The organism is Synechococcus sp. CBW1006 (assembly GCF_015840525.1).
Taxonomy (GTDB): domain Bacteria; phylum Cyanobacteriota; class Cyanobacteriia; order PCC-6307; family Cyanobiaceae; genus CBW1002.
This window is the reverse complement of the sequence record NZ_CP060396.1, coordinates 766,862-793,592: the sequence shown is the minus strand read 5'-3', so window position 1 is coordinate 793,592 and position 26,731 is coordinate 766,862. Positions and strand designations below refer to the sequence as shown.

General features: G+C 63.3%; 20 protein-coding genes and 1 tRNA gene. 14 read left to right on the top strand and 7 right to left on the bottom strand.

Features of this window, described 5'->3' with window-relative positions:
• Window positions 1-36: 36 nt before the first annotated feature.
• From H8F26_RS03755 to H8F26_RS03740, 4 genes are read left to right on the top strand one after another with little or no spacing between them, the layout of a single operon-like run.
• Window positions 37-1,032, top strand: coding sequence for a GntR family transcriptional regulator (locus H8F26_RS03755; RefSeq protein ID WP_197157580.1), 996 nt, complete (start codon window positions 37-39; stop codon window positions 1,030-1,032).
• Window positions 1,033-1,056: 24 nt separating this feature from the next.
• Entirely contained in the window at window positions 1,057-1,797 is a 741-nt protein-coding gene (gene cysE, locus H8F26_RS03750) for a serine O-acetyltransferase (RefSeq protein ID WP_197157579.1), read from the top strand.
• A gap of 23 nt (window positions 1,798-1,820) precedes the next feature.
• Window positions 1,821-2,648: an ABC transporter permease gene (locus tag H8F26_RS03745; protein WP_197157577.1), complete on the top strand. Its 828-nt coding sequence runs from the start codon at window positions 1,821-1,823 to the stop codon at window positions 2,646-2,648.
• Between the two features lie 44 nt (window positions 2,649-2,692).
• Complete coding sequence (locus H8F26_RS03740) at window positions 2,693-4,105, top strand: ABC transporter ATP-binding protein (protein WP_197157575.1); 1,413 nt, start codon at window positions 2,693-2,695, stop codon at window positions 4,103-4,105.
• On the opposite strand, the gene secA is transcribed toward H8F26_RS03740, so the two are convergent.
• Together secA and H8F26_RS03730 are read right to left on the bottom strand one after the other, a co-directional pair.
• Entirely contained in the window at window positions 4,056-6,941 is a 2,886-nt protein-coding gene (gene secA / locus H8F26_RS03735) for a preprotein translocase subunit SecA (protein ID WP_197157573.1), read from the bottom strand. The genes H8F26_RS03740 and secA overlap by 50 nt on opposite strands.
• 10 nt (window positions 6,942-6,951) lie before the next feature.
• The gene (locus tag H8F26_RS03730) at window positions 6,952-8,706 is read right to left on the bottom strand and encodes a glycosyltransferase family 4 protein (RefSeq protein ID WP_197157571.1); all 1,755 of its coding nucleotides are present in this window, start codon (window positions 8,704-8,706) and stop codon (window positions 6,952-6,954) included.
• A 119-nt stretch (window positions 8,707-8,825) separates the two neighbouring features.
• Here H8F26_RS03730 and H8F26_RS03725 point away from each other — a divergent pair, with 119 nt between their 5' ends.
• Window positions 8,826-9,278: a GNAT family N-acetyltransferase gene (locus H8F26_RS03725; RefSeq protein WP_197157569.1), complete on the top strand. Its 453-nt coding sequence runs from the start codon at window positions 8,826-8,828 to the stop codon at window positions 9,276-9,278.
• Window positions 9,279-9,293: 15 nt separating this feature from the next.
• On the opposite strand, the gene H8F26_RS03720 is transcribed toward H8F26_RS03725, so the two are convergent.
• A tRNA-Gly gene (locus H8F26_RS03720) sits at window positions 9,294-9,365 on the bottom strand.
• A gap of 173 nt (window positions 9,366-9,538) precedes the next feature.
• Between H8F26_RS03720 and H8F26_RS03715 the strand changes: the two genes are divergently transcribed.
• The 6 genes from H8F26_RS03715 to H8F26_RS03690 all read left to right on the top strand — a co-directional run bounded on the left by H8F26_RS03715 (window position 9,539) and on the right by H8F26_RS03690 (window position 19,228).
• Complete coding sequence (locus H8F26_RS03715; protein ID WP_197157567.1) at window positions 9,539-10,273, top strand: peptidylprolyl isomerase; 735 nt, start codon at window positions 9,539-9,541, stop codon at window positions 10,271-10,273.
• Entirely contained in the window at window positions 10,270-13,221 is a 2,952-nt protein-coding gene (locus H8F26_RS03710) for a peptidase domain-containing ABC transporter (RefSeq protein ID WP_197157565.1), read from the top strand. The genes H8F26_RS03715 and H8F26_RS03710 overlap by 4 nt, the downstream gene beginning before the upstream one ends.
• A complete protein-coding gene (locus tag H8F26_RS03705) occupies window positions 13,221-14,390 on the top strand; it encodes an HlyD family secretion protein (protein WP_197157563.1) in 1,170 nt (389 codons plus the stop codon). Before H8F26_RS03710 ends, H8F26_RS03705 begins: the two co-directional genes overlap by 1 nt.
• A gap of 196 nt (window positions 14,391-14,586) precedes the next feature.
• Window positions 14,587-15,999, top strand: a complete 1,413-nt coding sequence (locus tag H8F26_RS03700) for a calcium-binding protein (protein ID WP_197157561.1) — start codon at window positions 14,587-14,589, stop codon at window positions 15,997-15,999.
• Between the two features lie 191 nt (window positions 16,000-16,190).
• Entirely contained in the window at window positions 16,191-17,681 is a 1,491-nt protein-coding gene (locus tag H8F26_RS03695) for a calcium-binding protein (protein WP_197157559.1), read from the top strand.
• 53 nt (window positions 17,682-17,734) lie between these two features.
• Complete coding sequence (locus tag H8F26_RS03690) at window positions 17,735-19,228, top strand: IS66 family transposase (protein WP_197154297.1); 1,494 nt, start codon at window positions 17,735-17,737, stop codon at window positions 19,226-19,228.
• Between the two features lie 262 nt (window positions 19,229-19,490).
• On the opposite strand, the gene H8F26_RS03685 is transcribed toward H8F26_RS03690, so the two are convergent.
• Window positions 19,491-20,396, bottom strand: coding sequence for a hypothetical protein (locus H8F26_RS03685; protein WP_197157557.1), 906 nt, complete (start codon window positions 20,394-20,396; stop codon window positions 19,491-19,493).
• A 74-nt stretch (window positions 20,397-20,470) separates the two neighbouring features.
• Here H8F26_RS03685 and H8F26_RS03680 point away from each other — a divergent pair, with 74 nt between their 5' ends.
• Genes H8F26_RS03680 through H8F26_RS03670 form a run of 3 tightly spaced genes read left to right on the top strand, consistent with a single transcriptional unit; the run spans window position 20,471 to window position 24,199 of the window.
• Window positions 20,471-21,712: a glycosyltransferase family 4 protein gene (locus tag H8F26_RS03680; protein ID WP_197157555.1), complete on the top strand. Its 1,242-nt coding sequence runs from the start codon at window positions 20,471-20,473 to the stop codon at window positions 21,710-21,712.
• A gap of 50 nt (window positions 21,713-21,762) precedes the next feature.
• Window positions 21,763-23,439: a tetratricopeptide repeat protein gene (locus tag H8F26_RS03675; protein ID WP_197157553.1), complete on the top strand. Its 1,677-nt coding sequence runs from the start codon at window positions 21,763-21,765 to the stop codon at window positions 23,437-23,439.
• 13 nt (window positions 23,440-23,452) lie between these two features.
• A complete protein-coding gene (locus H8F26_RS03670) occupies window positions 23,453-24,199 on the top strand; it encodes a glycosyltransferase family 32 protein (RefSeq protein ID WP_197157551.1) in 747 nt (248 codons plus the stop codon).
• A 139-nt stretch (window positions 24,200-24,338) separates the two neighbouring features.
• On the opposite strand, the gene H8F26_RS03665 is transcribed toward H8F26_RS03670, so the two are convergent.
• From H8F26_RS03665 to H8F26_RS03655, 3 genes are read right to left on the bottom strand one after another with little or no spacing between them, the layout of a single operon-like run.
• Window positions 24,339-25,274, bottom strand: coding sequence for a DUF5672 family protein (locus H8F26_RS03665; protein WP_197157550.1), 936 nt, complete (start codon window positions 25,272-25,274; stop codon window positions 24,339-24,341).
• Window positions 25,271-25,951, bottom strand: a complete 681-nt coding sequence (locus H8F26_RS03660) for a cyclopropane-fatty-acyl-phospholipid synthase family protein (RefSeq protein WP_197157548.1) — start codon at window positions 25,949-25,951, stop codon at window positions 25,271-25,273. The genes H8F26_RS03665 and H8F26_RS03660 overlap by 4 nt, the downstream gene beginning before the upstream one ends.
• Entirely contained in the window at window positions 25,948-26,694 is a 747-nt protein-coding gene (locus H8F26_RS03655; protein ID WP_197157546.1) for a sulfotransferase, read from the bottom strand. Before H8F26_RS03655 ends, H8F26_RS03660 begins: the two co-directional genes overlap by 4 nt.
• Between the last annotated feature and the right edge of the window lie 37 nt (window positions 26,695-26,731).

Sequence of the window (26,731 nt, the reverse complement as noted above, 5' to 3'; positions counted from 1 at the left end):
CTTAGGGTGGCCGGCGAAAGGTCTGTCCCCTCCGGCGTGCGATTCCACATTCAACAGGAAAGTGATATCCCGGCGTCGACCCAGCTCTACAACCAGATCTGTTTCGCGATCGCAGCCCGCCATTACCCACCCGGCCACCGCTTGCCGAGTACGCGTCAGCTGGCGATGCAGACGGGCCTGCACCGCAACACGATCAGCAAGGTCTACCGCCAGCTCGAGAACGATGGCGTGGTGGAGGCCATGGCCGGCTCCGGCATCTATGTGCGCGACCAGCAGAACCCCCGCGAGATCCGTCTACCCCCCGGTCCGCGTCAGAAGGTCCTGCCGGACATCGACCGGGAGGTGCGACAGAGCGTGGATGGACTGCTCAATGCCGGCTGCACCCTGCAGCAGGCCCGCGATCTGTTCACCCGCGAGATCGACTGGCGGCTGCGCTGTGGCGCCCGGGTGCTGGTGAGCACCCCCCGGGAAGACATCGGCGCTTCCCATCTGATCGCCGAGGAACTGGCCCCCAATCTGGAGGTGCCGGTGGAGGTGGTGCCGATGGAGGAGCTGGAATCGGTGCTGGAGAGCTCCAACAACGGCACGGTGGTGACCAGCCGCTATTTCCTGCAACCGGTGGAGGAGATCGCCAAGCGCCATGGCGTGCGGGCCGTGCCGGTGGACCTCAACGACTTCCGCCACGAACTCAACCTGCTCAAGGAGCTGCGGGCCGGCAGCTGCGTGGGCCTGGTGAGCATCAGCCCGGGGATCCTCAGGGCCGCCGAGGTGATCCTGCACAGCATGCGCGGCAATGAACTGCTGGTGATGACCGCCAATCCCGACACCGGCAGCCGCCTGCTGGCCCTGCTGCGCGCCGCCAGCCATGTGCTCTGCGACCGGCCCAGCCTGCCGCTGGTGGAGCAGACCCTGCGCCAGAATCGGGCCCAGCTGATGCGCCTGCCCGTGGTGCACTGTGCCCAGAGCTACCTGGGGGCGGCCACGATCGACCAGCTGCGCAAGGAGATCGGCCTGCTGTCTGCCGCAGCATGATCGCTGCCGCAGCATGATCTCCCCATGCTGAATGCCATCCGGGCCGATCTGGCGATCATCAAGGAACGGGACCCTGCCGCCCGCGGCACCCTGGAGATCCTGCTCTGCTACCCCGGCTTCCACGCCCTGGTGCTGCACCGCCTCAGCCACCGGCTCTGGGGCGCGGGGGTCCCGCTGCTGCCGCGGTTGTTCAGCCAGCTCTCACGCCTGCTCACCGGGGTGGAGATCCATCCCGGTGCCCGGATCGGCCGGGGCGTCTTCATTGACCACGGCATGGGCGTGGTGATCGGCGAAACCAGCGTGGTGGGCCACAACTGCCTGCTTTATCAGGGGGTGACCCTGGGGGGCACCGGCAAGGAGCACGGCAAGCGCCATCCCACCCTGGAGAACAATGTGGTGGTAGGGGCCGGCGCCAAGGTGCTCGGGGCGATCACGGTGGGGGCCAACACCCGCATCGGCGCCGGGTCGGTGGTGCTGCGCAGCGTTGAACCCAACTGCACCGTTGTGGGCATCCCCGGCCGGGTGGTGCATCAATCCGGCGTGCGCATCGACCCCCTGGCCCACTCGGCCCTGCCGGACACCGAAGCCCGGGTGATCCGCAACCTGATGGAACGGATCGATACCCTCGAAAATGAACTCACGCGCATGCAGGCCTGTCTGCAGGAGGTGGCGGCTGGCCGGCCGCTGCGGGAACCCTGCAGCGGCTTGTCCCAGAGTCTCAAGGACCGGGAGATCCTGGAGTTTCTTGGCGACGAGTCGCCGTGAACGGCAGCACGTAACCTGCCGCGATGCAGGCCGGCTGGCACCGACGGATCACCCCGCGCTTCTGGCGCGCCCTCTGGCGGCAGCGGGAACTCACCTGGAGCCTCACCGTTCGTGAGGTGCAGGGTCGCTACCGCGGGTCGCTGCTGGGCTGGGGCTGGAGTTTTCTCACGCCACTGCTGATGCTGGCGGTGTACACCTTCGTGTTTTCCGAGGTGTTCCAGGCGCGCTGGGGAGATCTGGAGGAGGCCGGCTCGCTCGGTTTCGCGATCAATCTGTTTGCCGGGCTGATCGTGTTCAACCTCTTCTCGGAAAGCGCGACCAAGGCGCCCGGGCTGATCCTCGAGAATGCCAATCTGGTCACCAAGGTGATCTTCCCCCTTGAGATCCTGGCCGCCGTGAGTGTGGCCACGGCCTGCTTCCATGCGCTCACCAGCCTGGTGGTGCTGGCCCTGTTCGAGCTGCTGGCCCAGGGATCGATTCCTCCAACCCTGCTGTGGCTTCCCCTGATCTGGTTGCCCCTGGTGAGCGGTTGCCTGGCCCTGAGCTGGCTGCTTTCGGCGCTGGGGGTCTACGTGCGCGACCTGGGTCAGGTGCTGGGCACCGTGGTGAGCATGCTGATGTTCCTCAGCGCAGTGTTCTATCCCCTCAGCGCCCTGCCGCTGCGCTGGCAGCCCCTGCTCCGCCTCAACCCGCTCGTTGTGGTGATCGAGCAGACCCGCAACGTGGCCATCCAGGGACGGCCCCCGTCCGCCAGCTACGTGGTGCTGGGCGTGGCGCTGGGCCTGCTGGCCTGCGAAATCAGTTTCCGTCTCTTCCAGAAGGCGCGGCGCGGCTTCGCCGATGTGCTCTGACTCCCATGACATCCAGCCCGCAGACCCACGATGCAGAGGTGCCGATGACGCGGCCGTCGGAATCGACCACCGACGCCGTCCTGGTCGAAGGTATCAGCAAGTGTTACCACATCTACAATCACCCACGTGATCGGCTGCTGCAGGCCTTCTGGGGGGACAGGCGCCGGCTGTACCAGCCGTTCTGGGCTCTGCAGGAGGTGAGCTTCCGCCTGGCCCGCGGCCAGACGCTGGGGGTGGTGGGCCGCAACGGCTCCGGCAAAAGCACCTTGCTGCAACTTCTCTGCGGCACCCTCACCCCCACCAGTGGCAGGGTGCGGGTGCGCGGCCGGCTGGGGGCGTTGCTGGAGCTCGGCAGTGGCTTCAACCCGGAATTCAGCGGTCTGGAGAATGTGTATCTCAATGCCTCGGTGCTGGGGCTGAGCCGGGCCGAGACAGAGCAACGGCTGGATCGGATCCTGGCCTTCGCAGATATCGGATCCTTCATCGATCAGCCGGTGAAGACCTACTCCAGCGGCATGGCGGTGCGGCTGGCCTTCGCGGTGCAGGCCCACGTGGATCCCGATGTCCTGGTGGTGGACGAGGCCCTGGCAGTGGGCGATGAGCTGTTCCAGAAAAAGTGCTATGCCCACCTCGAACGCCTCAAGGAGAACGGCACAGCGGTGCTGCTGGTGACCCACAGCTGCCCCCAGATCGTGCAGCACTGCGACAGGGCTCTGCTGTTGCACAAGGGCCGTGCCCGTCTCCTGGAGGAGCCGGCCCGGGTGACGGTGCTCTACCAGCGACTGATTACCGCCGGCGACGCGGAATGGGATGCAGTGCTGGGGCCGGGGCTGCAGCGTCAGTCAGCGAGCGGCTTCCCCGGCGGTCCTGCAGCAACGGCCGAGGCCCTCGAGCCCGCGGCTCCACCCGGACCCCTGCATGCCTGGTTCGATCCCAGCCTGCTGCCCCAGAGCAGCGAGATCTACCCCAGCCACGGCGCCAGGATCATCGACGCCTGGATCGAAACCCTGGAGGGGCAGCGCGCCAACGTGCTGCCCTTCGGTGAAGGCTTTGCCCTCTGCTTCAGCTATCACGCCGACACGGACCTGCAGGGGCTGAGCTTCGCCTGTCACCTGGCCAGCCATACGGGCCAGCGGATCAGTGGTCAGGTCTTCCCCGAGCACCAGACGGCGGCCATGACCCAGCCCGGCCTCGCCTGGTCTGCCGGCAGTGCCTGGAGCCTGCGTTTCACTTTTCAGGGCGGGCTCTGGCCAGGGCTGTATTTCGCAGGGGGGGGCATTTTCACTCTGCACGGCCAGGGCAAGAGCTTCGTGCACCGGGTTGTGGATTATCGCGCCTTACGGGTGGTCGAAGCCGGTGCCACCACGGTGATCGGCGCCTGCCGGCTCCAGCGCGATCCGCCCGAACTCAGGCTGTCACCGAAGCTGCTGTCGCCTCCATACGAGGCTGGAACATGAACATGGAGTAGATGACGTTCCGCCGCATCTGGGTCATCATCTCCAGGAACATGTCATAGCCCTCATTCTTGTATTCAATCAGGGGATCTTTTTGTCCGTAGCCGCGCAGACCCACGGATTCCCTCAGGGCATCCATGGCCTGCAGATGCTCCCGCCAAAGCGTGTCGATCTGCTGAAGGATGAAGAACCGCTCGGCTTCGCGCATCAGGCCGGGACGTTGTTGCTCAATCTGGCCTTCTTTCAGGTCATAGGCGTTGCGCATCTGTTCCTGCAGGAAAGACTTCAACTCCTCCATTGAAAGGCCCTGCACATCCGTGGGCTGCAGATCTTCGAGCAGGTAGATGAATTCCTTCACCTTGTCCACCAGGCGACCCAAATCCCATTCCTCCGGTGGAAGATCGGGATTCACATAGGCTTCCACGATGTCATCGATCGTACGCTCGCCGTAGCCGATCACCTGGCGCTTCAGTTCACGCCCCTCAAGAACGCGGTAGCGCTCGGTATAAACAGCTTTCCTCTGATTGTTCATCACCTCGTCGTATTCGAAGACCTGCTTGCGGATGTCGTAGTAGTAGGTTTCGACCTTTTTCTGAGCCCCTTCCAGGGAGCGGGTCAGCATGCCCGATTCGATCGGCATGTCCTCCTCCACCCGGAAGGCATTCATCAGGCCGGCCACACGATCGCCCCCGAAGATGCGCAGGAGATTGTCTTCCAGCGAGAGGAAGAAGCGCGTGCTGCCGGGGTCGCCCTGGCGGCCGGCCCGGCCGCGCAGTTGATTATCGACCCGCCTGGATTCATGGCGCTCCGTGCCGATCACATGCAGGCCACCGGCTTCCCGAACCTGCTGTTCTTCCAGCTTGGTCACCTGCTCGTATTCGTCCTTGACCTGGGCGATGCGCTCACGCAGCAACTGGATCTGAGGATCGTCTGTCGGGGCTTTTTCGGCCGCCTGGGCAATGCGGTCTTCCAGCTCCAGCACGGAGAGAGCGCGGTCGCCCCAGGCGGACACCAGCTCCTTCACCAGGCTGGAGAGGGCAAGCTCGGTTTCGGGGCTGAGTTCGCAGGGGTAGAGGCTGCCCATGGCGCGGGCCTCGGTGGGCGCCTGGAACGGATCCGCCGGGGTGCCGCCGGCCTTGCCCGAGCCGGCGAAGCCACCACCGCCTTCGGCGGAGCGTTGCAGTGGAATCGGCGGCCGGTGCCCGTCCTCGGGACGAACCAGTCGAGGGAGCAGCACCTCGCGTAATTTGAGGCGTGCCATGTAGTCGCTGTTGCCGCCGAGGATGATGTCCGTGCCCCGGCCGGCCATGTTGGTGGCGATGGTCACGGCGCCGGCCCGACCGGCCTGGGCCACGATTTCGGCCTCCCGCTCCACGTTCTCCGGCTTGGCGTTGAGCAGGTTGTGGGGGATGCGCTGCTCGGCCAGCAGGGCACTGAGCAGCTCGGATTTCTCCACGCTGGTGGTGCCCACCAGCACGGGGCGGCCGGCTTTGTGGATCTCAGCTGTTTCCAGGGCCACGGCCCGCCACTTGGCCGCTTCGTTCTTGTACACCTGATCGGTCCAGTCGGCCCGCGATCGCGGCCGGTTGGTCGGCACGATCGCCACTTCCAGCTTGTAGGTTTTCTCGAATTCCACCTCCTCGGTCTTGGCGGTACCGGTCATGCCGGCCAGGCGCGGATAGAGAAGGAAGAAGTTCTGGTAGGTGATCGAGGCGAGGGTCTGGGTTTCCGGCTGAATCGGCAGGCCTTCCTTGGCTTCGATCGCCTGGTGCTGGCCGTCACTCCAGCGGCGCCCGGGCATCACCCGACCGGTGAACTCATCGACGATCACGGCATCCTCGCCGCGCACGATGTAGTTCACATCCTTGATGAACAGCTCTTTGGCCTTGATGGCGTTGTTGATGTAGTGCGCCCAGGGGTCGGCCGGGTCAAACAGGTCGCTCACCCCGAGCATCTCCTCGGCCTTGGCGAATCCCTCATCGGTGAGGGTGCAGCTGCGTTGTTTTTCGTCGACTTCGTAATCCCCCTCTGGATCGATGCCGTCTTTGCCGAGTTCGGCGGCCCGCACCAGCCGTGCCGCCACCTCGGCCGCCTTCTGGTACTTCTCCTGGGGCCGTTCCACCTGGCCGGAGATGATCAGCGGTGTGCGGGCTTCGTCGATCAGGATCGAGTCGACCTCGTCGATCACGCAGTAGTGGAACTCGCGCTGCACGACCTCGGCGATGTCGCTGGCCATGTTGTCGCGCAGGTAGTCGAAGCCCAGCTCGCTGTTGGTGGCGTAGGTGATGTCGCAGCCGTAGTTGCGGCGGCGCTCGGTGGGCACCATCTCCTGCTGGATCAGCCCCACCGAAAGCCCGAGGAAGCGGTGGATCTGCCCCATCCACTCGGCATCGCGGCGGGCGAGGTAGTCGTTCACCGTCACCACGTGCACGCCACGGCCGGTGAGGGCATTGAGGTAGGCGGGCAGTGTGGCCACCAGGGTCTTGCCTTCGCCGGTCTTCATCTCGGCGATCTGGCCGTCGTGCAGCACCATGCCGCCGATCAGCTGCACATCGAAGTGGCGCATGCCGAGCACCCGCTTGCCCGCCTCGCGTACCACCGCGAAGGCCTGGGGCAGAAGCTCGTCGAGGAGTTTGCGCTCCCGGCTCTGAACCGCCTCGAGGTTGCCGCCGCCGCTGCGGGCGTTCTCCAGCTTCTGGCGGAACTCGGCCGTGAGGCCCCGCAGCTCATCGTCGCTGAGGGGAGCGACCTCCTCCTCGAGCAGGTTGATATCGGAAACGATCGGCTGGTAGCGCTTCAGCTTGCGGGCATTGGGATCACCCAGCAGCAGCTTGAGCATGGACCGGAACCTACCGAGCTTTTGGCACCCTACCTGGGTGCTCCGGGGCTGGAGAGCCCGCCTCTGCGTCCGCCTGCACCGGCAACCAGTCGAGGATGCCGAGCTTGGCGAGCCACACCAGGGAGGCGCGCACGAACGGCCGGCGGTTGGGGGCGAAGGCCGCCTCGAGCGTTGCGGCGTCCAGACCGATGGTCGGTTCGGCCCGGGCCAGCAGCTCCAGCATCTGCTGGGTCTCCCGGGGGGAGGCTCGCAGGCCGGGAAAAAACCGATCCAGCTCGACGCCTCTGATCCTGTTCAGGGAATGGGCACCCATCCCCTGCCGGAAGCGAAGCCGCCGGGTCGGCTCGAGCACCTGGCTGGCGAAGCCGGCGAAGTCGGCGAAGGGATCACCCCGCAGCGGATGCAGCCGATGGGGATGGGGCAGGGGCAGCGGCGGGGCCTGGTGGCGCCGTTCGGCCAGGTCAGCGAAGAGATCGTTGTACTGGCTCACCACCACGGGCCAGGAGAACATCTCCCTGGCACGCTTCTGCCCGGCGGCGCCCATGCTGCGCCGCAGCTCGGGCGAGTCGATCAGACGGGTCAGCGCGGCGGCGGCCTCTCCCACGTGGACGGCGGTGTGCTGAGCCACAGCCCCCACGTAGGTCTGATAGGTCTCCTGCGAAAAGCTGTGGAGATGGGCGAGCAGTTCACCCGGCCCGGAGCCGGTCATGCCCAGGGTGGGGATCAGGAATCCCTCCGATTCATGGCGCACGGTGTAGCGGTAGCCGTCCCAGTCGCTCACCACCACGGGCAGGCCGGCGGCCATGGCCTCCACAGGGGCCAGCCCGAAGGTCTCCTGAACGTTGTCCACCAAGGAGAGGAAGATGTCTGCGGCAGCCCAGGCCTGGGCCACGACGGCTGGATCGTTGCCGTCCAGGTCGTGGATCTGCACATCAGGCGCCAGGGCGGCAGCCGCCTCGTGGTAGCGCCGCCGGTCGTCGTCACCGTTGGGATACCAGCCCACCAGGGCGAAATCAAGGCGCCGGCCGGTCTTGACGGCCGCCTCCTGCACCGCCTGGAACATCGCCTGGGGGAAGGCCTTCTCGAAGAACGACAGACGCCCCACCCACAGCACCAGCACCGCGTCATCGTCGAGGCCGCAGCGGCTGCGCAGCTCCGAGCGGGCCGCCGGGGCTGACGCCTGATCGGCGATGGTCTCCACGTCCACCCCGAGTGGAATCAGCGGGAGACGGGGCCGAGGTGATCGGAGGCCGCCAAAGCGATCGTGCAGATGGCCGGTCCAGGCCTCGAACATGGCGGTGATGGCCTCCTGCACCGCCGGCGAGGTGCAGACCAGCGCATCCCAGTCGTGCACGGGAGCCAGAGCGGCCGCCCCGATCATTTCCCGGATTGCGGGCGGGGCAATGGTATGGATCAGGCCCACCAGGCTGTAGTCCCCATCCAGCCCGTGGGCGCGGCGCAGCCAGGCCAGCTCGGACAGGTAGGGCTGGCCGCGCAGCACCACGCCGCTGCGAGCCGGCAATGTGGTGGAGAGGAGGCTTCCGCTCTCCAGCGTCAGCGGAACCTCCTGATCAGGGAAGAGATCGGCGGCGATCTGGTCTGCGGGGATGCCGGGCTGGTTGAGCACGTTGACCCGGCGGTAGGCACCATGCCGCACCAGCGCACCGAAGAGGCCTGCATTGGCGATGTCCTTGCCGAAGGGGTTCTTGCGGCGTGGAAAGCGGCCAGGAGGATGAAACAGCGTGATCTCGTCGATGCGTGGCAAATTGATGGGTGGCCAAGCGGGTCGTCGGAAAGTCTGCAGCAGAAGCGTGGGGCGAAGATCGGACGGCTCGCTTCCCGATCGGTCCAAGGACCCGATCGCTCCAACGAACCGGTGAACCCTTGATTCGTCTGATCCGCCATCGTCCGGGCGCGCCGGGACTGCGCTGGGGACTGGGTCCCAACCTGCAACCCCGCGATGCGATTGGCCAGCTCCAGCGGCTGTTCGATACCCACAGTTTCTGGGCCTGCGGCCGCGATCGCCAGAGGCTGCGCCGCATGCTCCAGGGCAGCCAGGCCGTGGTCAGTGCCTGGTCAGGCAGCCGTCTGGTGGGATTCGGACGGGCCACCAGCGATGGGGCCTACAGGGCCGTGCTCTGGGATGTGATGGTGGCGGAGGAGCAACAGGGCCTGGGGCTGGGGCGCCGCATCGTGGAGGAACTGATCCAGGCCCCCGGCTTGGCGGGCATCGAACGCACGTATCTGATGACCACCAACAGCCAGGGTTTCTATGAAAAGCTGGGTTTCGAGGCCAATGAACAACAAAAACTGATGATCAAGCAGATCAACAGGTAAACGGAATGACCAGTAAGCGGATGAAGAGATTCGAACTCTCGACCCTCTCCTTGGCAAGGAGATGCTCTACCACTGAGCTACATCCGCAGGTTGGCTGTGGCTTGAGCCACACACCAACATGATCGGCGCGTTCCCGATGGGCCAATCATGCACTACCGGGGGGCGCGCGGTCAAACGCCCGACCGCACCCCGTAGGCGGTGCCACGAGTGGTCGGGGGGGGGAGGCCGCCTGGTGGGAGTCGCCCCTTAAGATCTGAGGAATGAGTGATAGGATCCTGACCCTTCCGCCGGATACGTTGGCTTTTCTGCAGCGGCACAATCTGCTGCGGAAATTGGTGCGTTGCGAAGTGGTTGAGGAGACCATTGGCACTGTCCAGCTCGAAGATGGGGAGCTGGAGCAATCCCGCCAGCGTTTCAAGCAGCGCCACGGAATCGGCAACCCTGACCTGGAGCAGGCATTCCAGAGGCAGAACGGACTCTCGGATGAGGCCCTTGCCTGGCAGATGACCCTGCCACCGAGGATCTCTCACTACGTCCGAGAGCATTTTCTTCCCAAGGCCGAGTCCCACTTCCTTGAGCGCAAGAACCAGCTCGATCAGGTGGTGTACAGCCTCATCCGGGTCGGAGATCCCTATCTGGCCCGTGAGCTCTACCTCAGGATCGCCGACGAAGAAGCCAGCTTCGCCGACCTTGCCGCGAGCCACTCCGAGGGTCCCGAAAAGGCAGCCAGAGGCTTGGTCGGCCCTGTCCCTCTCACCCAGGCGCATCCGGCTCTGGCCGAGCGCCTGCGCACCACCTCGAAGGGGATCCTGCACGAGCCCTTTCGTCTCGAGAAGTGGTGGCTGATCCTCCGCCTGGAGAGCTACCGGCCGGCCAGGTTCGACGATGCCATGGCGGATCGCATGGCGCGGGAGCTGTTCGAACAATGGGTCGACTCTGAGACCAACCTTAGACTCACCAACCTCACGGCGGCCTATCCGTTCCCCACCGTATGACCCTCACCCCAGCCTCAAGTCTGCAGCGTCATGCGGCCTTCCAGAATCTGAGCTCCTCGGGCCAGCGTCTGCTTGCTGAGCACGCCAAGCTGGTGCGTTTCCGCGTTGGGCAGGGCCTCACCGATGGCGGGATTCTTCCCGCCAAGGTGATGGTGATTCTCCAGGGTCAGGCCCGCCTGCTGGGCCGTGAGCAGGGAAGGATGACCACCCTCTCACGCCTGGGCCCCGGAGACCTGGTTGGTGTGGTGTCGCTGCTGCGGGGTGAGCCCTGTGAATCGGTGAGTGCCGCCACGGAGCTGCTGGCCGCCTGTCTGGACGATCAGCACATCCTGGAACTGCACCGCACCGAACCCAGCTTTCGCCAATGGTGCCTCGAAACGGTCTGGCGGGCGGAGGTGGCGGCGCTGCTCGACAGTCACAGCCATCGTCAGGCTCTGAACGGCAGCTCGGTGCGCGATGTTCTGGCCCAGGCCATCGCCGAGGCCCGGAGTGTTCCTCTCACGATCCCGGCCATTCAGGCTCTGCGGGCCGAAGGCCGCGAGATTTTTCTGGCCAGCCTCTGTGCTGATGGCGGCCCCCCCCTCTCCAGCCGTCTCGAAGAGGGTGCCGCCCTTCCCAACGCCGCCGGACCCTTCGGTCTGCGCCTGCTCAGCCTGCCGCAGGGATTGCTGGACACCCTGCTGCGGCAGCCCGATCAGCCCCCCTTGGCGGAACCCGAGCCAACCCCTGGCCAGGCCGTTCCGATCGCGGCGGAGGTGGCACCGGAATCCCCCCAGGTCAGCGAGCTCAGCTTCGCAGGCAAACCCCGGGGCAAGCTGATCCGGGCCAACGGGGCAGCCCAGGAGGCGGTGGCCTGCCTGCAGATGCTGGCCTTCGACATGAAGCTGGCCTTCCGGCGCGATGCCATCGACAAGGTGATGCAGGATGCCCTGCGGCGGGGGCAACAGCCGAATCTGCAGCTCTGCGGCCAGCTGGCCTCCAACCTGGGCCTTCATGTGATGGGTACGAGGGTGCCAGCCAGCCAGGGCACCCGCCTGCAGACCCCCGCTCTGGTCAGCTGGAAAGAAGGCTTTGCCCTGGTCCGCCGCAGCCATGCGCGGGGCATGACCCTGGCATCCCCCAGCAGAGGGCTGGTGGAGTTGCGACCCGAGCAGCTGGAGCAGGAGTTTCCCGACGGTATCGCTCTGCTGGTGGTGGATCGAACCAACGCCACCCCGGAGCAGAAGTTCGGCCCATCCTGGTTCTGGCCGGCACTGAAGCGCTACCGGGGTGTGCTGTTGCAGGTTCTGGCGGCCAGCTTTGTGGTGCAGCTGTTCACCCTGGCCAACCCGCTGTTGATTCAGGTGATCATCGACAAGGTGATCCGGCAACGCAGTCTTGACACCCTGCAGGTCCTTGGCATTGCCCTTTTGGTGGTGTCGTTGCTCGAGGGGGTCCTGACCAGCCTGCGCACCTTCCTCTTCACCGAGACGACCAATCGCATCGACCAGCGCCTGGGTGCTGAGATCATCGACCATCTCCTGCGTCTGCCGCTGAACTACTTCGATCGCAGGCCCGTGGGTGAACTGAGCTCGCGTGTTGCAGAGCTTGAGAAAATTCGCAATTTTCTGACGGGACAGGCCCTCACCACCGTGCTGGATGCGGCGTTTTCGGTGATCTACATCGCTGTGATGGTGCTCTACAGCTGGGTTCTTACATTGGTGGCCTTGTCGGTGCTGCCGATCCAGATTGGCCTGACTGTCCTGGGAGCACCACTGTTTCGCAGGCAATATCGCAAGTCTGCAGAGTCCAACGCCAAAACCCAGAGCCATCTTGTGGAAGTGCTGACCGGCGTTCAGACGGTGAAAGCCCAGAATGTCGAGATGGTGAGCCGCTGGAAGTGGCAAGAATTTTATGATCAGTACATTGCCCACAGTTTTGAAAAAACCATTACGGGCACGGCCCTCAGCCAGACGAGCCAGGTCCTGCAGAAGATTTCACAGCTTCTGGTGCTTTGGATGGGAGCCACCCTGGTTCTGAGTGGAGATCTCACCCTGGGCCAGCTGATCGCTTTCCGAATTCTGAGCAGCTATGTGACGCAGCCGATTCTGCGGCTTTCCAGTATCTGGCAGACCGTTCAGGAACTTCGAGTCTCATTCGAGCGATTGGCTGATGTGATTGACACGCCCCAGGAATCGGATGAAGCCGATCAGGCCAAGATCCCGCTGCCTCCGATCTGCGGCAATGTGGTCTTTGAGAACGTGAGCTTCCGCTTTCGCGCCGATCAGCCTCCGGTCCTGAAGAATATTGATCTGACAATCCCAAGCGGAACCTTTGTGGGCATTGTGGGTCAGAGCGGCAGCGGCAAGAGTACGTTGATGAAGTTGTTGCCTCGTCTTTATAACGCAGATGAAGGCCGTATTCTGATCGACAATTACGACATCGACAAGGTAGAACTCTATTCGCTTCGCCGTCAGATTGGCATTGTGCCGCAGGATCCCCTCTTGTTCTCTGGAACGGTCGCTGAAAATATCGCTTTGACGCAGCCCGATGCCGAGAGCGATGCCCTGGTTCAAGCCGCCCAGCTGGCCTGCGCCCACGAGTTCATCATGGACCTCCCCAGTGGTTACAGCTCTCCGGTCGGAGAGCGGGGCGCTGGTCTGAGCGGAGGCCAACGCCAGCGCATCGCCATCGCACGCACCCTGCTCAGCCGCCCGAAATTGCTGGTGATGGATGAAGCCACCAGTGCCCTGGATTACGACACCGAGCGCAGGGTGTGCGACAACCTGGTCGAAGCCCTGCACGATTGCACGGTGTTCTTCATCACGCACCGTCTCTCAACGATCCGTCGTGCCGATCTGATTGTGATGATGCATCAGGGCGCGATCGTGGAGACGGGCACCCACGATGAGTTGATGGCATTGCGGGGCCGCTACTACGCGCTTTATCGTCAGCAGGAGGCAGGTTGATGATCCATCTCGATCAACGCAAAGGCAACACCAACTCTGGGCACCTGTCGGCACCTGAGCAACCCGCCAACGCTGCAGCCCTGCGTCAATCACGACGCTGGATGCACGCCGTCAGCCTGAGTCTGGTGAGCACAACCGTGTTTGCTGTGGGATGGCTGGCCCTGGCCCGCACCGATGAAGTGGTGATCGCACCGGGCAGTCTTGAGCCGATCGGTGCCGTGCGGGAGATCCAGATGCCTCTGGGCGGAGTCGCCGCCGATATTCTGGTGAAAGAGGGCCAAGCGGTGAAAGCGGGCCAGGTTTTGATTCAACTCGACCAGAAAGCCAGCCGCCAGCAGGTGAATTCCTTGCAGGAGGCTATCAACCTCAAGCAGAGAGAATTAAATCTGAAGCAGAAGGAGCTGCAGCGCTACCTCGAGCTCAATGCAGCCGAAGCCGACATGCTCAGCAATAATCTGAGGCTCGATACGGAAATCATGAATCGCTTTGAGCAGCTGGCTCGTGAGGGTGCCTCTGCCGAGCTCCAGTTTTTACAGCAGCAGAACAAGGTCAAGGAGACCCACGGCCGGCTGATGCAGAATCGCATCGAACGTCTGCGGCAGCAGGCGGTGCTCGATCAGCAAACGCAGCAGTTGCGTGCCGCCCTTGAACAACTCCGCAGCGATCTGGTCGAGGCCAGCACCACGCTCCGCTACCAGGAGATTCGTTCCCCTGTCGATGGGGTGGTGTTCAACCTCAAGCCTAAATCGATTGGCTTTGCCGCCCAGGGCACAGAGCCGATCCTCACGGTGGTGCCGCAGAAAGATCTGGAGGTTCGTGCTGAGATCAGCAGCCGCGACATTGGCTTTGTGAAAGTGGGAATGCCCGTGGAGATCAGCGTCGACTCCTACCCAGCCTCTGATTTCGGCTCTCTCAAGGGCGAGGTGCGCCAGATCGGTTCCGATGCCCTGCCCCCGGATCCGAACAAATCCGGTGAAGCGGCGTCCAGCTATCGCTATCCAGCCAAAATCAGCCTCGCCAGTCAGGGGCTGAAGGCGCGCGATGGCAAAGATCTGCCCCTGCAGGTGGGGATGTCGGTGGAAGCGAACATCAAACTCCGTAAGGTTTCCTACCTGGAGCTTCTGCTCGGCACCTTCCGCGACAAGGCCAACAGCATCCGGCGCATCTGACAGGGCGCAGTCCTGATCAATTGCGCCAGGTGAGACTCCGTTGTAATGTGTGAATCCACGAACAGTGGACTCAATCACCCGTGGCTCCGCCGGTCGAGGCCCGTCAGTCAAAACCCTTGCGACGACAGCGATCTCTCTGGCCCCTCGTGACTGTGCCAGCCTGCTTGCCGGCCGATCAAGGCACTGATAAACTGGCATGGATGCGCTTTTAAGCGTACAGTTCATCAGCGTTCCTGCAACCCAGAAAACCACTGTGGCTTTTACCACCCTTCCCGGATCCGCTTCAGCGGCAACCACCTTCCAGGGTACTGAAGGTGCTGATTCAGTCGTCATCATTGATCTGCCCAACGACTCCACCAACTTCGAGGCCAATGGTGAGGGAGGCGATGATTTCATTGCCTTCGAGGGCTCTCAGAATCTTTCCACCATCCGCGGTGGCCAGGGCAATGATCTGATCACTCAGAACATCATCACCGATTACTTCGGAAATATCTGGTCCGCTGGTCTGATCAGCGGCAACATGGGTGATGATGTGATCGGCAATAACCAGCTCGGTATTGCCGCCATTGCTTCCACCATCAATGGTGGTCAAGGCGATGACCAAATGTATGTCGGCCCCATCCAGAGCACCCTGCTCAATGGCAACCGCGGTGCTGACTGGGTGATCGTCGATAGCGACTATGGCTCGGTCAACATCAACGGATCGTCCATCTATGGTGGTCAGGGTGATGACTACCTCTCGGTTGATTCCGATCGCAACGACAACATCAACAACACCGTCATCGGCGGCAACCTGGGTAATGATACCATTATCCTTGATATCGATGCCTCCTTCGCGGGCTCTGTAGTTGAAGGTGGCGATGGCGATGATGGCATCTTCGCTGGTCGTTCGAGCACCGGCCTGCTGATCTTCGGTGGCGACGGCAACGATTACATCGTCGGTGCCGGTGGAGATTATTACGGCGACTACGGCGCTGGTGACGACATCTTCGGCGAAGCCGGCAATGATTACATCAAGGGCCTCGGTGGCAACGACTACCTCGTTGGTGGCGATGGCGCTGACAGCCTCTTCGGTGGCTATGGTCGCGACACGCTCCTCGGCGGTGACCTGAACGACATCCTCGTGGGTGGCGAAGATGCTGACATCCTCTCCGGCGGTACCGGCAGCAACCAGTTCCGCTACAACTCCAGCGACACTGCCGATGGTAGTTTCGTCAATGTCTCGGTTGGCGGCAACATCTATACCATTGGAGTTGAGCTCTCTGACACGAGGGTTGACATCATCACCGATTGGGATGCTTCGGCTGGAACCAACGTGATTGCCAACAACTTCAACGTCTTTGATGCTGGCGTTGTGCTCACCAACTTCGCCGGTGGACAGGGTGTCTTCGCTAACAACTTTACTGATGAACAAAACTACGCCGTTCGCGGCTCCTACAACGCCGATCTGGATAACTTCACCTTCAATCAGTTTGGCAGCGATGTTCTGATTGGTACGGCCCAACAAGACGGTCCGTTCCTTGATGGCCCTGACGGATACACCAATAATCTGGTGGTCCTCACCAATGTAGCGTTCACAACTACCTTCTCCCAGGCGAACTTCGTCTGATTCCAACCCCTCTGCGGGTTGCAAAGCCTCTGGAACGTTTTTGGGCCCCTCTTCGGAGGGGCTTTTTTCTTGTGCTAGGTGCTGGGTCGCCATGGCCATGCGTGCTCTCTCTGAGTTACGGGCAGCAGCAGCACCCTTGAGGTGGACAAGACTGTCGCAAAAGTGTAGAATAACCAACATATTCAGCGCCAATGCACTGCGATGGCTTTTCGACTCTTCCTGGCTCAGACTCGGCCGCAACAACCTTCCAAGGTACGGAAGGGGCTGATTCGATCGTCATCTTTGATCTTCCCAACGGCTCGACCAACTTTGAGGCTAATGGCGAGGCTGGTAATGACTTCATCGCCTTCGAGGGTAGTCAGAATCTCTCCACCATTCGCGGTGGTCAAGGCAATGATCTGATCACGCAAAATATTGTTGCCGGTGACTCCAGCACCTTCATCGCCTTCAACAGAAAAGTCTCGATCTTCTCTGGGAATGTCTGGTCTGCTGGCCTGATCAGCGGCAATATTGGCGATGATGTGATCGGCAACAATCAGCTCGGGATTGCTGCCATCGCCTCCACGATCAATGGTGGTCAAGGCGACGACCAACTCTATGTTGGCCCCATCCAGAGCACCCTTCTGAATGGCAACATGGGTGGAGACTTTGTCTATGTTGATAGCGACTATGGTTCAGTCAACATTAACGGATCGTCTATCTTTGATGGCCAAGGCGATGACGTTGTCACGGTCGATTCCGGCTTTAACGACAATGTCAATAACACCGTGATCGGTGGCAACCTGGGCAACGACACCATCGAGCTGGATATCGACGGCTCCTTCGCTGGATCTGTTGTGGAAGGTGGCGATGGTGATGACAGCATCTTTGCCGAAGATTCCGAATCGGGCCTTCTGATCTTCGGTGGTAATGGCAATGATGTTATCTATGGCGGCATCGGTAGTGATCGGCTTTTCGGTGATGCGGGCAACGATTACATCGTTGGAGATCGGCAAATCTTCCCTGTTATGAAGATTGCCATGGAGCTGCAGGATATTCATGTACTGGATTATATTCATGGTGGCGAGGATGGCGATTATCGCGACTCTTTTGACTATGGCGACTATATCGTCGGTGGTGATGGTGCCGACAGCTTGTTTGGTGGCCTTGGAGTCGACACCATCTTCGGTGGTGACTTGAACGACATCCTCGTGGGTGGTGAAGATGGTGACATCCTCTCCGGTGGCACCGGCAGCAACCAGTTCCGTTACAACGAGTTCGAGACTGACGACGGTAGTTTTGTCAGTGTGTTAGTTGGCGGCAATGTCTATACCGTTGGCGTTGAATTCAGCGGCAACGATGCGGTTGACATCATCACCGATTGGGATGCAGGGGCCGGTACAAATGTGATTGCCAATAATTTTAACATCTTCAATCCTGACGCAGTGCTTACCAGTTTCGATGGTGGAACGGGCGTCTTGTCAAGCAACTTTGCTGTTGGTGAGAACTACGCTATTCGGGGTTCTTATAATGCCGATCTGGATGACTTCACGTTCAGCTTTGGTGGCAGCGATGTTCTGATTGGCGTTGCCCAGGACGAAGATTTCAATCCTCTTGATGGGTTTACTAATAACCTGGTTGTGCTTAAAAATGGTAAGCATTCAGGGGTCGGGACAGCACGCGGCGAACATCGTCTCTGCTGAACCCTTGACGGCGTCCTGATTCCCGTTTGCATCTCAGGCAGAGACTGCTTGAGATGGGCGCCCCTCCTGCTGGCATTTCCGAGGTGGACTGGTTGTCGTGGCCAGCTGGTGCCAGGGAGTTCATCCTGGCTCAACAGGAGGAGATGGTGCAGCTCCGCGTCCAGCTCACCGCCCTGGCGACCGAACTGGCCCATCTGCGCGAGCGGATCGGCCGCAGCTCCCGCAATTCTTCCAAGCCTCCCTCCAGTGATGGCCAGGGGTTTAGGCCGCCCGAACGACGCAAGGGCAGTGGCCGCAAGCGCGGCGGCCAGCCGGGCCATCCCGGATCTGGGCCGGAGCTGCTGCCGATCGAGCGGGTGGATGAGGTGGTCGAGCACCACCCCCAGGCCTGCCGCCGCTGCGGCACGTTGCTACAGGGTCAGGATCCCGAGCCCTTGAGGCACCAGGTGATCGAGATTCCACCGATCACGCCTCTGGTGATCGAGCACCGGCTGCACCGCCTGGTCTGCCCCTGCTGTTCCACCAGCACCTGTGCCTCGTTACCGGCGGAGGTGGAAGTAAGCCATTACGGTCCCCGGCTCAGTGCTCTGGTGGGTCTGCTGGGTAGTGCCTTCCCGTTGAGTTTCAGCAAGACCCAGGCGCTGCTGGATCAGCTGCTGGGGGTACAGATCAGCCGGGGAGCGATGGCCACTATCCGCCAGCGCTTGAGTGCAGCACTGGAGCAGCCCATGCAGGAGGCCCTTGCGTTTGCCCGTCAGCAGTCGGTGGTCTACGTCGATGAAACCGGTGCCCCCACCGGTAATGCCGATGGGGGCAACCCCGATGGCCGGCGCGGCTGGGAGTGGGTCATGGTGACCGCCATGGGGGTGACAGTGTTCTTGCAGAGCCTGAGCCGCTCGGCTGCCGCCGCGATCGACCTGCTCGGGAATGCCTTTGGCGGAATTGTGGTGAGCGATCGCTTCTCCGCCTACAACCATCTCCCGCTGGAGCAGCGCCAGCTGTGCTGGGCGCACGTGATCCGCGATCTCACTGCCATCGCTGACCGTCAGGGCGCCAGCGGTGAGATTGGAGCGGAGCTGCTGGGCCTGCAGCAGCAGCTGTTTGCCCAGTGGCACCGCTACAAAGACGGAACGATCGACTGGTCCACGTTGCAGCAGGGCTGTCGGCCGATCCGCCAGGCGTTTGTGGGCACGCTGCAGCGGGTTGTGGAGCTGGGCTGCCAGCGCGGCGAGCGAACGCCGTGGGCCAAGACGGTGCGTACCTGCCATCAGTTGCTGCAAGTGAGCGATGGCCTCTGGACCTTCCTGGAGATTGAAGGGATCGAGCCCACCAACAACGCAGCCGAGCGTGCCCTGCGCCATTCGGTGATTCAGCGCAAGATCAGCCATGGCGTCCAATCCCGCCAGGGTGCAATCTGCCGCAGCAGGTTGCTCACGGTCACCACCAGCCTGCGGCAACAGGGCCGTGATATCTGGCAGTTCCTGGAGCAGGCCTTGATCGCCCATCATCGCGGCGGTGAGATGCCATCGCTGTTGCCGAATCCCTGAGCCGGCCGTCATCGATCGTGGTGTCTGTGGTCGCTTGGTGATCAGCGATCAAGGGCGGTGAATGCTGCGCGGCTGCGTCACGGCCCCTGAACGGATACTAAAAATGTGGCATTCACCACCACCTTCTCCCAGGCAAACTTCATCTAATTTCTATTCACTCTGCGGGTTGCAGAGTTTTTGGAATGTTCTCTCGCCCCTCCTTTGGAGGGGCTTTGTCGTGATTGGCTTGCTCTTCGTTTCGTGTCAAGGCTTGGTGGTCGATTCAGCCGATTGTGCCCAGGTTGGGCAGATGGTTCGTATAGCCCAGAAAGCTGGGATAGCCGTGTTCGATCGTCAGGAACTGCCGGCAGTTCCAGGCTGGTTTCCAGACCTCGAAATGTTGCAGCACCGTATAGGTGGCCACGGTTTCCAGGGGGCCCACAAAGCCGTCCCGGGGCAGGTCTGCTTGCTGGCGCAGCTGCTGCAGCTGCGGCCGGCTCAGGGCAAAACTGCCGGCATGGGGATTGCTGGCGCGATCGAAGTGCAGCATCTCACCGTTTCTCCAGCAGGCTTCGGCCACATTCGCCTGCGGACGGTGCCGGGCCAGCGTCGGATTCGCCGCCACCAGGGTCGACCAATCGAGAGGACCATCGACGAACAGGCGGCCCAGGCCCAGCCTGGACCGCAGCTCGTAGCGGTGCGGCATCAGCACCACCCGCTGCTCCGTGAGCTGGGCGCACCAGAGCAGCTTGTCGAGGTAGTCCGGATCCTGGATCACCAGGTCATCCTCCAGGTACAGGCTCAGATCAGCCACTGGATCCCGCTCCAGCAGGTGCTGTCGCGCCGCCGCCGGCAGGTCGCGTGGATCCTCCAGGTCGAGGCGATGAACATGCAGACGGTCGCTGAAGCAGGTCAGCACCTCCTCAAGCCAGGCGTCGCCGGTCACGAACACATGGCATTCGATTGCAATCCCAGCCAGGCGCTGGGTTGGATACACCGGCTCCGCTGTGGTGCGCAGGCCCCGCCCGGCGATGTCGAGCACGCTTTCCCGTTCAGACCGTGCCAGCCCCAGCACCGATCCCAGACAGCGAGCCAGGGCCAGAGAACGGCTCAGCCGTTTCCCGTTCCGCGATCCATAGCCTTGCTCGCTGCCACGATCATCGAAATAGTGGGGGATGGCAACACGCACGCCACAAGGCCTGGCCATCCTGTTCATGCGGCACACTGAGCACCACGATTTTAGGTTCCGCCACCTCCAGCCCCTTGAACATCCTCTTCGTTCATCAGAACTTCCCCGGCCAGTACCGCCACATCGTGCGCGCACTGGCCAAGGCGGGGGGGAACCGCTTGGTGGCCCTGGCGATCGAGGAGCCCAGCGAACCGATCCCCGCCGGTGTCACCCATGTGCGCTATGGCATTCGGCGCGCCAGCGCTACAGATCTGCAGCCCTGGGTGCAGGATGTGGAGACCAAGACCATCCGTGGTGAGGCCTGCGCCACCGCAGCCCATCGTTTACGCGAACAGGGCTTCAGCCCGGATCTGATCTGCGGTCACCCCGGCTGGGGCGAAATGCTCTTTCTGCGGGATCTCTGGCCGGAAGCGCCGATCCTCACCTATCAGGAATTCTTCTACCAGGCCCATGGTTTCGACTATGACTTTGATCCCGAACTTCAGGGCATCCCCAGCTGGCAGGATTGCGCCCGCATCCGCATGAAAACGGCCAACCTGTTGCTCAATCTCGAGATCAGCAACTGGAGCGTCACACCCACCGCCTTCCAGCGCAGCAGCTTCCCACCCGCCTGGCGCTCAAGGTTGAGCGTGATCCACGACGGCATCGACACCCACCATGCGAGACCCCGCGCCGATGCTCCGCCCCTGACCCTTCCCGACGGCACCACCCTGCGTCAGGGCGAGCCGATCGTGACCTTTGTGAACCGGTGTCTTGAGCCCTATCGCGGCTGCCACACCATGATCCGGGCCATCCCGGAGCTGCAGCGGCTGGCGCCTGAGGCCCGGCTGGTGATCGTGGGCCGTACCGAGGGGGTGAGCTATGGCGCCGTCTGCCAGGAAGGGGAATGGAAAGATCGCTTTCTCGCCGAGATCGAGGGCCAGTTCGATCCGAGCCGGGTGCATTTCAGCGGCCATCTGCCGTACAAGCAGTTCATTCCACTGCTGCAGCTGAGTGCCGCCCATGTCTATCTCACCTATCCCTTCGTTCTGAGCTGGAGCCTGCTCGAGGCGATGTCCTGCGCTGCCGCCGTGGTGGGGTCGGCGACCGCACCGGTGCAGGAGGTGATCCGCCACGGTCACAACGGCCTGCTGGTGGATTTCTTCTCTCCCGCCGAGCTCGCCGCCAGCGTGGCCGAGCTACTGGCCAATCGTCCCCTGGCCGAGCGCCTCGGCGCCGCCGCCCGTGCCACCGTTCTGGCCGACTACAGCCTCAAGCCGTGCCTGTCTCGCCAGCTGGCGCTCATGTCGCTGGTGGCCAGCCGCGCGGTGGGCTGAATCGGGCTTGGCCCCGCCCTGTCTTTCCTCGCTACCCAGGAGTTCCTGCCATGGCCAAAGCCGGTGGATTCGGAGGCCGCCCCACCCCCGGGGCCACCGGCCGGCAGCGACCCATGCGCTCGGTCGATGCGTTGGTGCATGCGGCGATCGCCGCCCACCGCCGTGGGGATACCGCCGCCGCAGAAGCGGGCTACAGGGCAGCCCTGCAGGCCACGAACCGCCACCCCACCCTGCTCTCCAACCTGGGTGCCCTGCTCAAGGCCGATGGACGCAGCGAGGAGGCCATGGCGCTTTACGGCGAAGCGATCCGCAAACAGCCTGGTTTCAGCAATGTCCGCGTCAATCTGGCCAATCTGCTGCGTGATCGCGGTGCCCTGGACCAGGCCCGGGAGGTGTTGGAGCAGGGGCTGGAGCACGATCCAGCCCACCTGGAAAGCCTCCATCTCCTGGCCCTGTTGCTGTTGGAGCTCAAGAACAGGACCACAGCCCTGGCCATGGTGGAACGGGCCCTGACGGTCGATCCCAGCCACATCCCCTCCCTGCTGGTGCTCACCAGCGTGCGCCTCGCCGAAGACGATCTTGACGCCGCCCAGGGTCTGCTGGACACGGTGCTGCAGCGTGATCCCGGTCAGGCCAAGGCGCACCTGCTGCGCAGCGAGCTGCAGCGTTCGCGTGGCGATCTGGTGGCCGCGAAGGAGAGCGTGGAGCGGGGCCGGAACCTGATGCCGGAGGACGACCCCGAGCGTGAGATCTGGCGCTTCAACCGGGCCGTTCTCGACCTGTTCGCCGGCGACTGGACGCCATCGACCTGGCGCGACTACGAGACCCGCTGGCTGGCTCCCCAGATGATCTCCCACCAGCGGCATCAGCACCTGCCCCGCTGGCAGGGGCAGGTGGACCAGCACCCCCTTGCAGGCTCCCTGCTGATCTGGCGGGAGCAGGGGATCGGCGAGGAAATCCTCTTCCTCAGCCTGGTGCGCGATTTGATCGCCCAGGGGCAGCCTCTGGTGCTGGAGGTCTCAGCCCGCCTCCAACGGCTGGTTCAACGGAGCTTCCCCGGTGTGCCTGTGATCAGCCAGGGGGACTCCCTGGCGGGCCTCGACATCACCGCCGCCCTGCCGCTTGGCAGCCTCGGTCTGCACAGCGGCTTCGACCAGGCTTCCTGGCTGCGCCGCCGCAGTCCATTCCTGCGGCCAGGGGCGGAGAGCGACCTGGCCCGGGTGCGCGCCTGCCTGCCCCACCCCACCCACAGGAGCCGGGTGGGGCTCTGCTGGCGCAGCGTGGGATCGATCTATGCCGGACCGAAGTCCATCCCCCTGGCCAGTTTTGAACCACTGACCGGCCAGGCCGACACCCAGTGGATCAGCCTCCAGCATGGGGCCCTGGAGCCAGGGGAGGCTGAGGGGCTTGAACGTCTGGGGATTCACCGTCCGGACGCCGATTTCTTCCACGATCTGGAAGCCCTGGCCGCCTGGATTGCCAGCTGCGATCTTGTGATCACGATCAGCACCGCCACGGCCCATCTGGCCTGCGCCCTCGGCAAGCCCACCTGGATGCTGTTGCCCGCTCCGCAATCGTTCTTCTGGTGGTGGGGCAATGAGGGAACACATACGCCCTGGTACCCCAGCGCCCGGCTGTTCCGTCAGCCCAGCCCCGGCGACTGGGACGGTGTGATCACGCAGGTCCACCAGGCACTCGGGAGCTCCATACCATCGGCAGACTCCTGAGCAGGCCGGTCTGGTGATTCCCCGAATCCTTCATTACCTCTGGCTCAGTGATGAGCCCAGGCCAGAGCTCATGCGCCGCTGTATCGCGTCGTGGCAGCAGGTGATGCCTGACTTCCAGATCCGGCACTGGTCGTTGGCCGATTTTGATCAGAGCGCCCTGCCCCTCTTCGCCCAGCAGGCGATCGCGCTGAGGCAGTGGGCCTTTGCCTCCGATGTGCTGCGGCTCTGGCTTCTTGTTCAGCATGGGGGGGTGTATTTCGATGCGGATGTGCTGGCCGTGCGTTCCCTGGAGCCCCTGCTGGGCTACGAGGCGTTCACGGCGGTGGAGTTCAATCCCATGGCTTTTGCCGCCGGGAACGGCGCCGCCTGGCTGGATGCTGATGGCAACCGGCGGGCAGGCGTTCGCCACCAGGGACCGCCACCCGGCATCGGCCTGCAGGCGGCGGTGCTGGGCGCGGTTGCCGGGCACCCCTTCCTGCGCTCCTGCCTGGCCTACTACGAGTGCCGCCCTTTCCTGGAGCCCGATGGCAGCTGGCACCGCGATCCGATCGCCCCCGGGATCTATGGCCTGGCAGCGGAGCAGCATGGCTTCCGCTGGATCAACCACATGCAGAAACTCAGCCATGGCGTTGTTGTCCTGCCGGCGGAGATCATCGCCAGCACCAAGGCCCAATATGGGCGCAATACCCTGGCTTTCCACTGCTGCGCCGGATCGTGGCGCCAATCAATGCCACAGGTATTCCCTTCAGGTCCGTCGTGAAGAATGGAACGCTTCATGGGGTTGGCTCTTCCATGACTTCGGTGTCTTTCACGGCTGGAGTCAGCCTCGCCCGCGTTTGCCGAAACTATCAATAGAGAGTGCAACTAAGGCCTGGTTTTCAATATGTTCTTCGGCCAGATCAGGATATCGGCGCGCAGGTGAGTGCCAGCACCTGTTTGAGGTGGCGCTCATACATCTCCGCCACCTCCGCAGCTGTCAGGTAGCGCCAGGCGGCATGGGCGCCGGCACTGGCGTGATAGGCCGTCTCACAGCTGAAACGCTCCACCACCGTTGGTGGTGGTGGAGTGGGGTCATGGCGTGCCAGGTGCCGTGCGAAGAAGATGTCCTCCGGTTCCTCCGGCGGCGATGCCGCTGCTTCGGCCTGGCAGATGCGCACCATCAGCTGGCGATCCCGCACCGAGAGGCCACCGTTGCCATTGCTCATCCCCTCAGGCACCGTCTTGCAGAAGCGGCGGGTCAGCCAGACGGGCGGCAGAGGCTCCAGATCGGCGCCGTAGCGGGGGAAAGCCTGGCTCACATGGCGGCCCTTGGCCCAGGGGGATCCCACATAGCCATAGGCAAAGACGGCAGGATCAGGTGGCTCGATCAGCAACGTGTCGGTCTGAAACAGGAGCAGCTTCGGGGCGGGGAGCTGGGCCCAGAACGCGGCCGTCTTCAGCAGCCGGTTGTAGGCCAGCCAGTCGAAGTGGTCGGCCTCTCCCGCCCGCAGCCCGACCACCGACACCCACGCTGCCAGGTCGGCGAACAGCGCACGACTGCGCTCCAGAGACGCGGGCGCCGTGTAGAGCGTCACTCCCCAGCGTTGGCGCCCCATCAACAAGGTGTTGAGCACCGTCATCCGCAACAGCGGCGTGGGGCGATCGTCCACGATCACAGCCCGCAGGTGTGGATCCTGGGGACCGCTCGGCTGCCGCTGGCTGGCCAGGGCGCGAGCCCAGGGCTCGAGGTGGGTGCCCAGCACCACGCTGCAGTGGGCCTTGAAGATGGCGATGCGATAGGCCTCCAGCTGGTGCGTGGGGCTCTGGGGCAGGGGCGACGGCCCCGTCGTTGTCATGGCGCCGGGCGGTAGGCCACCATCACCTGATCACGGGGATGGTTCCAGGCGCCGATGTATTCGGCCCGGTAGCCATGGGCCTCACCAAAGCCCTCCATCTGCTGCTTCGTGTAAGCGAAGAAGCCGTGGTCGTGGGCTTCGGTGGGGTTGCGCTGCTCCTGCAGCACCTCGAAGTAGGTGGCGTAGAAGACCCCATCCGGCTGCAGGCAGGGCCGCAGGCGTTGCAGACACTGCTCGATCGCGGCCGGCGGCAGATGGGTGAACAGCGACTGGGCCATCGCCCGATCCACCCGTCGCCCGAAGCGTTCAAAGCTGAAATCGGCACCCCGCAGCAGCTGGGGCCGCTTCTGGTGGCGCACCGCCGCTGTCAGTTCCTGCTCCAGTCCGGCCTGAAGCAGGGCAGCCTCCTTCTCCATGCCCAGGTAGTGCTCCGGCTCCAGGTAGGGGATCACCTTCACGCCCAGCCGCAACGCCCCACAGGCGATATCGAGCAGCACATGCGACGGCTGCAGCCCCTGAGCCAGCAGGAAATCGAACTGCAGCTGGCCGATCTCCTCCCACAGCCCGCCGACATACCGGCGATGACCCAGCTCGGCCACCCCTTCAGCCCCGCTGGGCGGCAGGCTGGATGTCATCGGTGGAACTGCATCAAGGTGCTGCACCATGGCGCCGGTCATGGCCAGGTTATGCCGTAGCGCCGGGCCATCTGGTCGTAGGTCGGCTCCAGCTGACGCCGCAACTGGCGTCGCAGCTCCTGCGGCACCTGTCCGGCCTCGCCGCCGCCCGCATTGTGCCGAGGCAGCCGCTCCGGCAAGGGGGATGGGTCGAGGCCCAGGAAACCCAGCAGCCGTGGCCACACCAGCTCCGGCCGGTCGAAGAGATCCTCCGCCTTGATCAGCAGGAGCTGCTCGGGAGCGAACAAGGCCTCGTAGCGTTCCAACTGGGGGCCGTAGCAGCTGCGGCTCAGGTAGCTGTGCACCTGGTGTGAATGGTGCTGCGACAGGCCCGCCCGCAATTGCTCATCCGCTCCGGCCAGGCGACCAGACTCAGCGGCCAGGGCCTGCTCGGGCGGCAGCGACTCCAACCCCAGGCGGATCGAATGGAACAACCCGGAAAGAGCCCTCTCCACCGGGTCCCGCAACAGCACCACCAGTCGGGCGCCGGGGATCAGGTCATGCAACCGCTGCGGTGCAGCCGGATGGAACAGGTAATACGGCGTGATGTCGCCGCAGCGCTGATCGTTCCGAGCCGCCGCATAGTGCTGCCCGTACCAAATCGGGCCCCGCCCGTGGTTCAGGGTGAAGTAGTGCAGCTCTTTGCTGGCGGGCAACCACACCTGTGGATGATCGGCCAGCAGGCGGTGCAGGCTGGTGGTGCCCCCCTTCTGCGCCCCGAGGCCAACGAAATCGGGCAGTCGCAACCGGCTCGTTTCCCCCACGTTGCCGGGATCCTATGGG

Excerpts from the sequence above, each read along its gene's own strand:
- H8F26_RS03695 (WP_197157559.1), top strand. The coding sequence starts at position 16,191 with ATGCACTGCGATGGCTTTTCGACTCTTCCTGGCTCAGACTCGGCCGCA.
- H8F26_RS03705 (WP_197157563.1), top strand. The coding sequence starts at position 13,221 with ATGATCCATCTCGATCAACGCAAAGGCAACACCAACTCTGGGCACCTG.
- H8F26_RS03745 (WP_197157577.1), top strand. The coding sequence starts at position 1,821 with ATGCAGGCCGGCTGGCACCGACGGATCACCCCGCGCTTCTGGCGCGCC.
- H8F26_RS03710 (WP_197157565.1), top strand. The coding sequence starts at position 10,270 with ATGACCCTCACCCCAGCCTCAAGTCTGCAGCGTCATGCGGCCTTCCAG.
- cysE (WP_197157579.1), top strand. The coding sequence starts at position 1,057 with ATGCTGAATGCCATCCGGGCCGATCTGGCGATCATCAAGGAACGGGAC.
- H8F26_RS03715 (WP_197157567.1), top strand. The coding sequence starts at position 9,539 with ATGAGTGATAGGATCCTGACCCTTCCGCCGGATACGTTGGCTTTTCTG.
- H8F26_RS03675 (WP_197157553.1), top strand. The coding sequence starts at position 21,763 with ATGGCCAAAGCCGGTGGATTCGGAGGCCGCCCCACCCCCGGGGCCACC.
- secA (WP_197157573.1), bottom strand. The coding sequence starts at position 6,941 with ATGCTCAAGCTGCTGCTGGGTGATCCCAATGCCCGCAAGCTGAAGCGC.
- H8F26_RS03660 (WP_197157548.1), bottom strand. The coding sequence starts at position 25,951 with ATGACCGGCGCCATGGTGCAGCACCTTGATGCAGTTCCACCGATGACA.
- H8F26_RS03740 (WP_197157575.1), top strand. The coding sequence starts at position 2,693 with ATGACGCGGCCGTCGGAATCGACCACCGACGCCGTCCTGGTCGAAGGT.
- H8F26_RS03665 (WP_197157550.1), bottom strand. The coding sequence starts at position 25,274 with ATGACAACGACGGGGCCGTCGCCCCTGCCCCAGAGCCCCACGCACCAG.
- H8F26_RS03700 (WP_197157561.1), top strand. The coding sequence starts at position 14,587 with ATGGATGCGCTTTTAAGCGTACAGTTCATCAGCGTTCCTGCAACCCAG.
- H8F26_RS03690 (WP_197154297.1), top strand. The coding sequence starts at position 17,735 with ATGGGCGCCCCTCCTGCTGGCATTTCCGAGGTGGACTGGTTGTCGTGG.